The organism is Streptomyces sp. SAJ15 (assembly GCF_007595705.1).
In the GTDB taxonomy this organism is placed as follows: domain Bacteria; phylum Actinomycetota; class Actinomycetes; order Streptomycetales; family Streptomycetaceae; genus Streptomyces.
Genome location: NZ_NISY01000007.1, coordinates 115,584 through 128,248, shown reverse-complemented (window position 1 = coordinate 128,248; position 12,665 = coordinate 115,584). Strand labels below are relative to the sequence as shown.

At 71.9% G+C, this 12,665-nt stretch carries 11 protein-coding genes; 3 read left to right on the top strand and 8 right to left on the bottom strand.

The features are described from left to right. Window positions 1-30: 30 nt before the first annotated feature. Genes pgl through tkt form a run of 5 tightly spaced genes read right to left on the bottom strand, consistent with a single transcriptional unit; the run spans window position 31 to window position 6,700 of the window. A complete protein-coding gene (pgl, locus tag CD790_RS19740; RefSeq protein ID WP_144384605.1) occupies window positions 31-813 on the bottom strand; it encodes a 6-phosphogluconolactonase in 783 nt (260 codons plus the stop codon). Next, entirely contained in the window at window positions 810-1,928 is a 1,119-nt protein-coding gene (gene opcA / locus CD790_RS19735) for a glucose-6-phosphate dehydrogenase assembly protein OpcA (protein ID WP_144384604.1), read from the bottom strand. The genes pgl and opcA overlap by 4 nt, the downstream gene beginning before the upstream one ends. Next, window positions 1,925-3,451 (bottom strand): glucose-6-phosphate dehydrogenase, encoded by a 1,527-nt coding sequence (zwf, locus tag CD790_RS19730; protein ID WP_144384603.1) that lies wholly within the window; start codon window positions 3,449-3,451, stop codon window positions 1,925-1,927. The genes opcA and zwf overlap by 4 nt, the downstream gene beginning before the upstream one ends. A 5-nt stretch (window positions 3,452-3,456) precedes the next feature. Next, window positions 3,457-4,575 (bottom strand): transaldolase, encoded by a 1,119-nt coding sequence (gene tal, locus CD790_RS19725; RefSeq protein ID WP_144384602.1) that lies wholly within the window; start codon window positions 4,573-4,575, stop codon window positions 3,457-3,459. Window positions 4,576-4,609: 34 nt separating this feature from the next. Then, window positions 4,610-6,700, bottom strand: coding sequence for a transketolase (tkt, locus tag CD790_RS19720; protein ID WP_144384601.1), 2,091 nt, complete (start codon window positions 6,698-6,700; stop codon window positions 4,610-4,612). A gap of 485 nt (window positions 6,701-7,185) precedes the next feature. On the opposite strand from tkt, the gene CD790_RS19715 reads away from it, so the two are divergent. From CD790_RS19715 to CD790_RS19705, 3 genes are all read left to right on the top strand, one after another. Beyond that, window positions 7,186-8,139 carry a heme o synthase gene (locus CD790_RS19715; protein ID WP_144384600.1) on the top strand — a complete coding sequence of 318 codons (954 nt, stop codon included), beginning with the start codon at window positions 7,186-7,188 and terminating at the stop codon, window positions 8,137-8,139. 170 nt (window positions 8,140-8,309) lie between these two features. Continuing rightward, entirely contained in the window at window positions 8,310-8,675 is a 366-nt protein-coding gene (locus CD790_RS19710) for a hypothetical protein (RefSeq protein WP_144384599.1), read from the top strand. Between the two features lie 112 nt (window positions 8,676-8,787). Continuing rightward, window positions 8,788-9,870 carry an amidohydrolase gene (locus CD790_RS19705; RefSeq protein ID WP_144384598.1) on the top strand — a complete coding sequence of 361 codons (1,083 nt, stop codon included), beginning with the start codon at window positions 8,788-8,790 and terminating at the stop codon, window positions 9,868-9,870. Here the strand turns inward: CD790_RS19705 and CD790_RS19700 are convergent. The 3 genes from CD790_RS19700 to CD790_RS19690 all read right to left on the bottom strand — a co-directional run bounded on the left by CD790_RS19700 (window position 9,831) and on the right by CD790_RS19690 (window position 12,641). Next, complete coding sequence (locus tag CD790_RS19700; protein WP_144384597.1) at window positions 9,831-10,838, bottom strand: heme A synthase; 1,008 nt, start codon at window positions 10,836-10,838, stop codon at window positions 9,831-9,833. The two genes, CD790_RS19705 and CD790_RS19700, sit on opposite strands and share 40 nt — an antisense overlap. A 109-nt stretch (window positions 10,839-10,947) precedes the next feature. Next, on the bottom strand, window positions 10,948-11,718 hold the full coding sequence (locus CD790_RS19695) for an ABC transporter permease (protein WP_144384596.1): 771 nt from the start codon (window positions 11,716-11,718) through the stop codon (window positions 10,948-10,950). After that, complete coding sequence (locus tag CD790_RS19690; protein ID WP_144384595.1) at window positions 11,715-12,641, bottom strand: ABC transporter ATP-binding protein; 927 nt, start codon at window positions 12,639-12,641, stop codon at window positions 11,715-11,717. The genes CD790_RS19695 and CD790_RS19690 overlap by 4 nt, the downstream gene beginning before the upstream one ends. Window positions 12,642-12,665: the final 24 nt, after the last annotated feature.

Sequence of the window (12,665 nt, the reverse complement as noted above, 5' to 3'; positions counted from 1 at the left end):
GCGGCTGAGGGCTCAGTCATGGGAGGGAGGTTACGGCGACGCCGGGGGGTACAACCCCCGCGGCAGGCCCGCGGCCGCGGCCGCGTCGAGCAGCCAGAGCGTGCGGTGCGTGCCGCGCGCGCCGGCGGCGGGAGCCTGGAGCTCGCCGGCGCCGGACAGCGTGATCGCCACCGCGTTGGCCTTGTCCTCGCCCGCCGCGAGCAGCCAGACCTCGCGGGCCGCGCGGATGGCGGGAAGCGTCAGCGAGACCCGGTTCGGCGGCGGCTTGGGCGCGCCGCGCACCCCGACGACGGTGCGCTCGGTCTCCCGTACCCCGGGGAGTTCGGGGAAGAGCGAGGCGACATGGGTGTCCGGCCCGACGCCCAGCAGCAGCACGTCGAAGGCCGGCACCCCGCCGTGGTCCTCGGGGCCCGCGGCCGCGGCCAGCTCGGCGGCGTACGCCTCGGCCGCGGCCTCCGCGTCGTTGCCGAGCGGACCGTCCGAGGCGGGCATCGGGTGCACCCGCGCCGGATCCAGCCCCACCGAGTCCAGCAGCGCCTCGCGGGCCTGGGTGTCGTTGCGCTCCGGGTCGCCCTCGGGCAGCAGCCGCTCGTCGCCCCACCACAGGTCCAGCCGGGACCAGTCCACGGCGTCGCGCGCCGGGGCGGCGGCGAGCGCGGCCAGCAGGCCGTTGCCGTTGCGCCCGCCGGTCAGCACGACCGAGGCGGAGCCGCGGGCGGCCTGGGCGTCCACGATCTTCGTGATCAGCCGGGCCGCCGCGGCCTGCGCCATGAGCTCCTTGTCCCGGTGGACGACGACCTGGGGTGTGCTCACTTCGCCGCCTTCTTGGCCGCGGCGGCCGTCTTCTTGGCGGCGGGAGCCGCGGCCGGCTCGACGGCATCCGGATCCGGGGCCTGGGCGGCCTCGGCGGCGGTGCCTTTGTCGGCGTCGTCGGCCTTGTCGGCCCTGGCGGTCTTCTCGGTCTTCTCAGCGGCGGTCTTCGCGGCCTTGCCGCCCTGGCCGTCGGCGTTCAGGCTGCTCACGCCGAACTTGATCGCCCTGGCGTACATCTCGTCCGGGTCCAGCCGGCGCAGCTCCTCCGCGATGAGCTCGGCCGTCTCCCGTCGCTGGAGCGCCACATGCCGGTCCGGCTGGCCCGGCATGGCCAGCTCGGCCATCGAGCCGTTGGCCCGGTCCAGGCAGATGGTGCCGTCGGCGGTCTCCAGACGCACCGCGGTCAGCCCGGGGCCGTCCGAGATGCGCCGCTCCACCGGCACGCCGATCCGCTCGGCGAGCCACAGCGCGAGCAGCTCGGTGCTCGGGTTGTACGCCTCGCCCTCGACGACCGCGGAGGTGATGGCCGAGTGCTTCTGGTCCAGGGCGGCGGCCAGCACGCTGCGCCAGGGCGTGATGCGCGTCCAGGCCAGATCGGTGTCGCCCGGGGTGTACGTCTCGGCGCGCAGCCCGAGGGTCGCGACCGGGTCCTCCGTGGCCTGGGCGTCGGTGATGCGGCGCGCGGCGAGCCGACCGAGCAGGTCCTGGCTGGGGTGCTCGGGGGCCTCCTCCGGCCACCAGACCACCACCGGGGCGTCCGGCAGCAGCAGCGGCAGCACCACCGAGTGGGCGTGGTTGGCCAGCTCGCCGTGGAGCCGCAGCAGCACCGTCTCACCGGTGGCCATCTCGCCCGCGACCCGCACCTCCGCGTCCAGCCGGGCCATCTTGCGGTCGCGCGGGGAGCGGCCCGGCCGCTTGATGACGACCAGGATGCGGGAGGGGTGTTCCTTGGAGGCGTCGCTCGCGGCCTTGAGCGCGTCGTAGGCGTTCCCCTCGTCGGTGACGATGACGAGGGTGAGCACCATGCCGGTGGCCGGGGAGCCTATCGCCCGGCGTGCCTTGACCAGAGCGGAGTTGATCTGGCTGGACGTGGTGTCCGTGAGATCGATGTTCATGGCCGACGCCAGCTCCGTCCGTCTCGTGCGAGCATCTCGTCCGCCGCCTTCGGCCCCCAGGTCCCGGCGGTGTACTGCTCGGGCTTGCCGTGCTTGTCCCAGTACTCCTCGATCGGGTCGAGGATCCGCCAGGACTCCTCCACCTCCTGGTGGCGCGGGAAGAGGTTGGCGTCGCCGAGCAGCACATCGAGCAGCAGCCGCTCGTACGCCTCCGGGCTCGACTCGGTGAAGGACTCGCCGTAGGCGAAGTCCATGGTCACGTCCCGGATCTCCATGGAGGTGCCGGGCACCTTGGAGCCGAACCGGATGGTGACGCCCTCGTCCGGCTGCACCCGGATCACCAGGGCGTTCTGCCCCAGCTCCTGGGTCTCGCTGCTGTCGAAGGGGGAGTGCGGGGCGCGCTGGAAGACCACCGCGATCTCGGTGACCCGGCGGCCCAGCCGCTTGCCGGTGCGCAGGTAGAAGGGGACCCCGGCCCAGCGGCGGTTGTCGATCTCCAGCTTGATGGCGGCGTAGGTGTCGGTCTTCGACTGAGGGTCGATGCCCTCCTCCTCGAGGTAGCCGAGCACCTCCTCGCCGCCCTGCCAGCCGTGCGCGTACTGGCCGCGCACGGTGTGCTTGCCCAGCTCGCGCGGGAGCTTGACGGCCTTGAGCACCTTCAGCTTCTCGGTGACCAGCGCCTTGGCATCGAAGGAGGAGGGCTCCTCCATGGCGGTCAGGGCGAGCAGCTGGAGCAGGTGGTTCTGGATGACGTCGCGGGCGGCGCCGATGCCGTCGTAATAGCCCGCGCGACCGCCGATGCCGATGTCCTCGGCCATGGTGATCTGCACATGGTCGACGTACGAACGGTTCCACAGCGGCTCGAACATCGTGTTGGCGAAGCGCAGCGCCATGATGTTCTGGACGGTCTCCTTGCCCAGGTAGTGGTCGATACGGAAGACCTCGTTGGGCGGGAAGACCTGGTGGACGACCTGGTTGAGCTCCTGGGCGCTGGCCAGGTCGTGGCCGAAGGGCTTCTCGATGACGGCGCGCCGCCAGGAGTCGCCGGTGCCGTCGGACAGCCCGTGCTTCTTGAGCTGCTGGACGACGGTGGGGAAGAACTTCGGGGGCACCGAGAGGTAGAAGGCGAAGTTGCCGCCGGTGCCGCGCGCCTTGTCCAGCTCCTCGATGGTGGTCTTGAGCTGGTCGAAGGCCTCGTCGTCGGCGAAGTCGCCGGGCACGAAGCGGAAGCCCTCGGCGAGCTGCTGCCAGACCTCCTCGCGGAAGGGGGTGCGGGCGTGCTCCTTGACCGCGTCGTGCACGACCTGGGCGAAGTCCTCGTGCTCCCAGTCGCGCCGGGCGAAGCCGACGAGCGAGAAGCCCGGCGGCAGGAGCCCGCGGTTGGCCAGATCGTAAACGGCCGGCATCAGCTTTTTGCGTGACAAATCGCCCGTGACGCCGAAAATCACCAGGCCCGACGGCCCCGCGATGCGCGGGAGCCGTCGGTCCGATGCGTCACGCAGCGGATTGCTGCTGGTGTTCACCGCGCTCAGGCCTCCGAGGGGGCGAGGCGCTTGAGCTCCGCCTCGGTGGACGCCAGCAGGTCGTTCCAGGAGGCCTCGAACTTCTCCACGCCCTCGTCCTCGAGCAGCTGCACGACCTCGTCGTACGAGATGCCGAGCTTGGCGATGGCCTCCAGGTCGGCCTTGGCCGCCTCGTAGGTGCCGCGCACCGTGTCGCCGGTGATCTGGCCGTGGTCGGCGGTGGCCACCAGGGTGGCCTCCGGCATGGTGTTCACCGTGCCCGGGGCGACCAGCTCGTCCACGTACAGCGTGTCCTTGTACTCCGGGTCCTTGACGCCGGTGGAGGCCCACAGCGGACGCTGCTTGTGGGCGCCCGCCTTGTCCAGGGCGGCCCAGCGGTCGGAGGAGAAGACCTCCTCGTACGCCTGGTAGGCCAGCCGCGCGTTGGCCAGGGCGGCCTTGCCGCGCAGGCCCTTGGCCTCGTCGCTGCCCAGCTTGTCCAGCCGCTTGTCGATCTCGGCGTCCACGCGGGAGACGAAGAACGAGGCCACGGAACGGATCTTGGACAGGTCCAGCCCGGCCGCCTTGGCCTTCTCCAGACCGGCCAGGTAGGCGTCCATCACCTCGCGGTAGCGCTCCAGCGAGAAGATCAGCGTGACGTTGACGCTGATGCCGAGGCCGATGACCTCGGTGATCGCCGGGAGACCGGCCTTGGTGGCCGGGATCTTGATGAGGGCGTTCGGCCGGTCGACCAGCCAGGCCAGCTGCTTGGCCTCGGCGATGGTGGCCGCGGTCTCGTGGGCCAGCCGCGGGTCGACCTCGATGGAGACCCGACCGTCCTGGCCGCCGGTCGCGTCGAAGACCGGGCGCAGGATGTCGGCCGCGTCGCGCACGTCCACCGTGGTGATCATGCGGACGGCCTCGTCCACGGTGACCTTGCGGACCGCGAGGTCCGCGAGCTGGGACTCGTAGCCGTCGCCGCCCGAGATCGCCTTCTGGAAGATCGACGGGTTGGTGGTCACGCCGACCACGTGCTGCTGGTCGATCAGCTCGGCGAGGTTGCCCGAGGTGATCCGCTTGCGCGACAGGTCGTCAAGCCAGATCGCGACGCCTTCGTCGGAGAGGCGCTTGAGTGCGTCTGTCATGGGAATTGCATCTCCTACTAGTCGTGTAAAAGCGTCAGCGACCGGCGGCGCTCAGGGATTCCCGGGCCGCGTCGGCGACCGCGTCGGCGGTCAGCCCGAACTCCCGGAACAGCACCTTGTAGTCGGCGCTGGCACCGAAGTGCTCCAGCGAGACGATGCGCCCCGCCTCGCCGACGTAGCGGTGCCAGGTCAGGCCGATGCCGGCCTCGACGGCGACCCGCGCCTTCACCGACGACGGCAGCACGCTGTCGCGGTACGCCTGGTCCTGCTCCTCGAACCACTCGACCGACGGCATCGACACCACACGGGTCGGGATGCCCGCGGACTGCAGCTGCTCGCGCGCCTCGACGGCCAGCTGGACCTCGGAGCCGGTGCCGATCAGGATCACCTGCGGCGTCGCGGCCTGGCCGTCGGCCTCGGCCTCGAACAGGACGTAACCGCCCTTGGCCGCGTCCTCGTTGAGCGCGTACGTCGGCACGTTCTGCCGGGTCAGCGCGATGCCGTGCGGGGCGGGCCGGTCGTTGTGCCGGCGCATGATCTCGCGCCAGGCGATCGCCGTCTCGTTGGCGTCGGCCGGGCGGACGATGTTGAGGCCCGGGATGGCGCGCAGCGCGGCGAGGTGCTCGACCGGCTGGTGGGTGGGGCCGTCCTCGCCGAGGCCGATGGAGTCGTGCGTCCACACGTAGGTGACCGGCAGCTTCATCAGCGCGGCCAGGCGCACGGCCGGGCGCATGTAGTCGGAGAAGACCAGGAAGGTGCCGCCGTAGACCCGGGTGTTCCCGTGCAGCGCGATGCCGTTCATGGTCGAGCCCATGGCGTGCTCGCGGATGCCGAAGTGGATGGTGCGACCGTACGGGTCGGCCTCCGGCAGCGGGTTGCCCTTCGGGAGGAAGGACGAGGACGGGTCGATGGTGGTGTTGTTCGAGCCCGCGAGGTCGGCGGAGCCGCCCCACAGCTCGGGGATGACCGCGCCCAGCGCCTTGAGGACGGTGCCCGACGCCTTGCGGGTCGCCACGTCCTTGCCGGCCTCGAACTCCGGCACCGCGCGCTCCCAGCCCTCGGGCAGCTCGCCGGCGACGACGCGGTCGAACGCGGCGGCGCGCTCGGAGTTGTTGTTGCGCCACTCCTGGAGCTGCTTGTCCCAGGCGGCGTGCGCCTCGCGACCGCGGTCGAGCACCGCGCGGGCGTGCGCCAGCACCTCGGACTCCACCTGGAAGTCCTGCTCCGGGTCGAAGCCCATCACGCGCTTGGTGGCGGCGACCTCCTCGGCGCCGAGCGCCGAGCCGTGCGAGGCCTCGGTGTTCTGCGCGTTCGGGGCCGGCCAGGCGATGATCGTGCGGGCGGCGATGATCGACGGGCGCTCGGTCTCGGCCTGCGCCGCCTTCATCGCGGCGTGGAGCGCGTGCACGTCGAAGTCGCCGTTGGCGGCCTGCTCGATGCGCTGGACGTGCCAGCCGTACGCCTCGTAGCGCTTGAGGACGTCCTCGGAGAAGGCGGTCTCGGTGTCACCCTCGATGGAGATGTGGTTGTCGTCGTAGAGGGCGACGATGTTGCCGAGCTTCTGGTGGCCGGCGAGCGAGGACGCCTCCGCGGAGATGCCCTCCTCCAGGTCGCCGTCGGAGACGATCGCCCAGATGGTGTGGTCGAAGGGGGAGGCGCCCTCGGGGGCCTCCGGGTCGAACAGGCCGCGCTCGTAGCGGGCGGCCATGGCCATGCCCACGGCGTTGGCGATGCCCTGGCCGAGCGGGCCGGTGGTGGTCTCCACGCCGACCGTGTGCCCGTGCTCCGGGTGGCCCGGGGTCAGGCTGCCCCAGGTGCGGAAGGACTTCAGGTCGTCCAGCTCCAGGCCGTAGCCGGACAGGAAGAGCTGGACGTAGAGGGTCAGGCTGGTGTGCCCGGGGGACAGGACGAACCGGTCGCGGCCGATCCAGTTCGCGTCGGACGGGTCGTGCCGCATCAGCTTCTGGAAGAGCAGGTACGCGGCGGGCGCGAGGCTCATGGCCGTGCCAGGGTGGCCGTTGCCGACCTTCTGCACGGAGTCCATGGCCAGGACGCGAGCGGTGTCGACGGCCCGCTGGTCCAGTTCGGTCCATTCAAGGTCTGTGGTGGTCGGCTTTGTGCTCACCCTGAGTCAGGGCTCCTCTCCGCAATGTCGGGATGCCGGTGACTGTGCGCACACCGGACCGTGGTCGAGCCTACCCCCGGAACAACGCTCATCTTTTCGACCACGCCCCCCGGCGCCCAAGGCAACGAAGGCCGAAGACGGCACATATCCCGGCACATCCCGCGGGCGCGCGCGGGCGCGTCTTTCCAGACTGCCCGGCGGTGCCGGGCTTCGCCTCTCGGGCACCGCGCGGGGAGACGGCGGGGGCAGACCGGGACACATCAGGGCGGACCGGTGACTCGCCGTGATCGAATCGTGGCCGCTTCGTAGAGGCGCGGCGGGCCGACCAGGGGCTGACCAGGGCGGACCGGGGGCCGCCCAACACGACCCCACCCCCGCGACGGGCCGAGTATCCGCTACGTCTAAAGTGGCGTGGTACGCGCAAGTCTTTACCGGGCCTTCATGTCCGGTGCTTGCTTGTTCTGCTGCTTCTCTCAGGGGTGTGCGTGACGGCCGTCGATTCCCGTCCTGCGGGGGTGCTCGCTGCGAGCACTGGTCACCGCCCGATCCACCGGCCGCTCGGGGCCCGGGTCAAGGCGTTCGTGGCGCTCACGAAGCCCCGCGTCATCGAGCTGCTGCTGATGACGACGGTCCCCGTGATGTTCCTGGCTGCCGAGGGCGTTCCCGACCTGTGGCTGGTGTTGGCCACCTGTATCGGTGGCTATCTGTCCGCCGGTGGCGCGGGTGCCTTCAACATGTACTACGACCGGGACATCGACGCGCTCATGGAGCGCACGTCGCAGCGCCCGTTGGTGACCGGCATGGTCACCCCGCGCGAGTGCCTGGTCTTCGCCTTCACGCTGGCCGCCGTCTCCACCGCGTGGTTCTGGTTCCTGGTCAACCCGCTGTCGGCGGCGTTGTCGCTGGGAGCGTTGCTCTTCTACGTCCTCGTCTACACGATGTGGCTCAAGCGGCGTACCGCGCAGAACATCGTCTGGGGCGGCATCGCCGGCTGCATGCCGGTCTTCATCGGCTGGTCCGCGGTGACCAACTCGGTCTCCTGGGCCTCGCTGATCCTGTTCCTCGTCATCTTCTTCTGGACGCCGCCGCACTACTGGCCGCTGTCGATGAAGGTCAAGGACGACTACGAGCGGGTGGGCGTGCCGATGCTCCCGGTCGTCGCGGGCAACAAGGTCGTGGCCCGGCAGATCGTCCTCTACAGCTGGGTGATGGTCGGCGTCTCGCTGCTGCTGTGGCCGCTGGGCTACACCGGCTACTTCTACCCGGTGGTCGCGGCCGTGCTCGGCGCCTGGTGGCTCAAGGAGGCGCACGCCCTCCAGGCGCGCGCCAAGGCGGGCGTCACCGGAGCCAAGCTCAAGGAGATGCGGCTCTTCCACTGGTCCATCACCTACGTCTCGCTGCTCTTCATCGCCGTGGCGGTCGACCCCTTCCTGCGCTGAGCGCTCCGCGGGAGTCTCCCGTGACGGGGCCTTCGTGGGCCTGACTCCGTACCGTTCCCGGACGGGCCGATCTCCGCGGCCCGTCCGGGAACGGTTTTGCGGGCGGAATCGGTGGGGGAAACGGGGAAGGCGCCTTCCGTCTCTCATTACCGACGGGTAGCATCCGAGGCATGGCAGACACCCAGCAGCCGGCCGCCACCGACGACCAGCCCACCGCCTCGGACCGGCGCGTCGAGAAGCAGGCCCAGCGGCTCGCTCACCAGATCACGGCCTTCGCCCAGAGCCACGGCGGCAAGGCTGACGGCCAGCTCGCGCACATCGGGCGCGGCGCCACCCGGATCGCCCTGGTCGGTGCCGACGGCGAGTGGGGCAACCTGGTCGCCCGCTCCTACCAGACCGCCCAGCGCGCCGTGGAGCTCTCCGGAATCACCCTTCAGGACGATTTCGACGGAGAGCTCGCGGCCCGCGTCCGCACCGGCCGCTACGAGTGGACGCGCATGGCGGGCCAGCAGATCGGCGGCCCGAGCAACGGGTGACGCCCCACGGCTGACACCGGCGGCAGGGTCCCGGCGGCGCCCGCACGGCGACACCTGAGGGCGCCCGGGCCCGTTAGTCCCGTCGCGGGGACCGACCGGCAGGGGAGACTCGATGAGCTGCGCCGTGCACGCCGAGGTGGCCCTGCCGCCCCTCATCGACCAGCACAGCCACGGCGCGCTCCACGGCGAGCTGGGACTGGGATCCTTCGAGGCGCATCTGGCCGCCGCCGCCGGCGCCACCGGTGCCCTGGCCCCCGCGGGCACCTCCTTCTTCGACAGCTGGACCGGCCTCGCGGTGCGCCGCTGGTGCCCCCCGCTGCTGGGCATCGAGCCCCACTGCACACCCGTCCACTACCTCGCCCGGCGCCGCGAGCTCGGCGCCTACCGCGCGGGGCGGCTGCTGCTGCGCGGTGCGGGCATCGCCGGCTTCCTGCTGGAGTCCGGGGCGCCCAGCGAGCTCACCTCGGCGCGAGAGCTGGCCTCGGCCGCCGACGGCCACGCGTACGAGGTGGTCCGTCTGGAACCGCTCGCCGAGCAGGTCGCGGACACCTCCGGCAGCGTCGACTCCTTCCTGAACAACACCGCCGAGGCGCTCTACTCCGCCGCCCAGCACGCCACCGCCTTCGCGCTGAGCGCCTCCTTCGGCGAGGAGAGCCCGCCCGACCCGCGTCAGGTGCGCCGGGCGGCCGGCCGCTGGCTGAGCGGACGCCGCACCGGGGCCCGGCTGGAGGACCCGGCCCTGATCCAGCACCTGCTGTGGAACGCGATCGCCACCGGCCTTCCGGTGCAGCTGCACTGCGTCGACCCGCGACCGCTCAGAGGCTTCCTCCGGGCCACCGCCCGGCTCGGCACCGACCTGGTGCTGCTGCCCCGGGAGCCGCACCACCGCCAGGCCGCGCGGCTGGCGGGCGCCTTCCCGCACGTCTACGCCGACGTCGGGCCGCGCCCCGCGGAGACCCTCGGCGACGCGCCCTTCGGCAAGCTGCTGTTCTCCACCGGCGCGCGGGCGCTGCCCGAGCTGTATGTCACCGGTGCCCGGCTGTTCGTACGGGCCATGACCCGGCTGGCCGCCGAGTGGATCGCCGACGACGTGTGCGCCCCCGCGGAGGCGCGGCGCATCTTCGATCTGGTCGCGGCCGGGAACGCGCGCCGGGTCTACCGGCTGGACGCGGTCGCCTCGGCCGCCGCCGGCTGAACCGCCGCGGGCTCGCCACCCGGCGCGGGCAGCTCCGACGCGGCGGGCTCGCCGGCCCGCTCGCGCTGGGCGAGGAAGACCCGCAGCACGGCGATCCACACCAGGCAGGAGCCGAGCATGTGGGTGCCGACGACGAACTCCGGCAGGTGGGTGAAGTACTGCACGTAGCCGACCACGCCCTGGAGGAGCAGCACCACCAGCAGCTCCAGCACCGCGCGGCGCGGCGCCGCCTGCGCCTTGACCGCGCGCAGCGTGAACCAGAGCGCCACGGTCAGGCCCAGCACGATGTAGACGAAGTCCACGTGCAGCTGGGTGATCTCCTGCCAGTCCAGCGGGATGCGATGGACCTTCTTGGCGTCTCCGGCGTGCGGCCCGGCGCCGGTGACCACGGTCCCGACGACGATCAGCACGGCGGTCGCCGCCACCAGTACCCAGGTCAGCTGGCGCACCGGACGCGCGACCAGGTCACGCGGGTCGGCGTCGCCCTCCCGGGTGCGCTGCCAGGTGATCACCGCGACCGTGAGGAGCGCGGTGGACAGCAGGAAGTGCGAGCTGACGATGTACGGGTTGAGGCCGGTGAGCACGGTGATGCCGCCCACCACCGCGTTGCCCATGACGATCCAGAACTGCGCCCAGCCCAACCGGGTGACGGCGCGGCGCTGCGGGGCGCGGGACCGGGCCGCGACGATCAGCAGCCCGATGACGGCGCACAGCACGTACGTCAGCATCCGGTTGCCGAACTCGATCACACCGTGGATGCCCATGTCGGAGGTGGGCGTGAGGCTGTCGTCGGTGCACTTCGGCCATGTCTCACAGCCGAGTCCGGACTGGGTGAGCCGGACCGCGCCGCCCGTCACCACGATGACGACGGCCATCACGACGGTCGCGAGCGCGGCCCGCCGGACGAAGGCCGCGGAGGGCTGCCAGCGGCGGGCGATCAGCTCGAGGGGGTTCAGCGAATTCGGCACGGGCCCCATCGTAAGCCGGAGCTTGTGCAGCTTTTCACGAGGGGTACGGGAGGGCGGTCGCACAGCGCCTCCCGCCCCGGCCCCCTCCCCGGCGGTCGGGGCCCGAGGGCTACTCCCAGCGGAAGAAGCGCGCCGCCGCGCCCAGCCCCAGCACCGCCCACACCGCCAGGATCCCCAGCTCGGCCCACGGCATCCCGGCCCCGTCGCGCAGCACGTCGCGCAGCCCGCCGGAGAGCGCGGAGATCGGCAGCAGCTGGAGCGCCGACTGCGCCGCGTCCGGGAACTTCTCCAGCGGCACCATGACCCCGCCGGCCACGAGCAGCAGCAGGAAGACCAGGTTGGCGGCGGCGAGGGTGGCCTCCGCCTTGAGGGTGCCGGCCATCAGCAGCCCGAGCCCGGAGAAGGCCGCGGTGCCCAGGACCAGCAGCAGGACCACGGCCAGCGGGTTGCCGTGCGGCGACCAGCCGAGCCCGAAGGCGATCGCGGTCAGCAGCGCCACCTGGAGCGCCTCGGTGACCAGCACGGAGCAGGTCTTCGCGGTCATCAGCGCCCAGCGCGGCAGCGGCGAGGTGCCCAGCCGCTTCAGGACGCCGTAGCGCCGGTCGAAGCCGGTGGCGATGGCCTGGCCGGTGAAGGCGGTGGACAGTACCGCCAGCGCCAGCACGCCGGGGGCCAGGAAGTCCACGGCCTCGCCGGCTCCGGTGTCGACGATGTCGACGGTGCTGAACAGCACCAGGACCAGCGCCGGGATGACGACGGTCAGCAGCAGCTGCTCGCCGTTGCGCAGCAGCATCCGGGTCTCCAGCGCCGCCTGGGCCCGGATCATCCGGCCCAGCGGGGCGGCCCCCGGGCGGGGCGAGAACGTGCCGGTGGCGGTCATCCGCGCAGCTCCTTGCCGGTCAGTTCCAGGAAGACGTCCTCCAGGGTGTGCCGCTCGACCGAGATCCGGTCCGGCATGACGCCGTGCTGGGCGCACCAGGAGGTGACGGTGGCCAGCAGCTGCGGGTCGACCTTGCCCACGACCCGGTACGAACCGGGGGTCAGCTCGGCGGCGGCGGTGTCCGCGGGCAGCGCCTTGAGTAGCGAGGCCACGTCCAGGGCGGGGCGGCCGGTGAAGCGCAGGGTGTTCTCCGCGCCGCCGCGACACAGCTCCTCGGGGCTGCCCTGGGCGATCACCCGGCCGCCGTCGATGATCGCGACGTCGTCGGCGAGCTGTTCGGCCTCGTCCATGTAGTGCGTGGTGAGCACGACGGTGACGCCGTCGGCGCGCAGCTCGCGGACCAGGTCCCAGGTGGCCCGGCGGGCCTGCGGGTCGAGCCCGGCCGTCGGTTCGTCCAGGAAGACCAGTTCGGGTCGGCCGACGACGGCCATGGCGAGGGCGAGCCGCTGCTGCTGGCCGCCGGAGAGCCGCCGGTAGGGCGTGCGACCGCAGGACTCCAGGCCGAGGCGCTCGATCAGGGCGTCGACGTCCACGGGGTGCGCGTGCAGGGTGGCGGTGTGGCGCAGCATCTCTTCCGCGCGCGCGCCGGAGTACACCCCTCCGGACTGGAGCATCACGCCGATCCGCGGGTGCAGCTCCGTGGCGTCCGCGATCGGGTCCAGGCCCAGCACCCGGACCGTGCCGGCGTCGGGTCTGCGGTAGCCCTCGCAGGTCTCGATCGTGGTGGTCTTGCCTGCTCCGTTCGGGCCGAGCACGGCGGTGACGGTGTGGCGGGCGACGGACAGGTCCAGGCCGTCCACCGCGGTCTTCGCCCCGTACCGCTTGACCAGGCCGACGACCTCGACGGCGGGCTCTTCTCGCATGCCGGGAAGTCTACGAAGGGATCG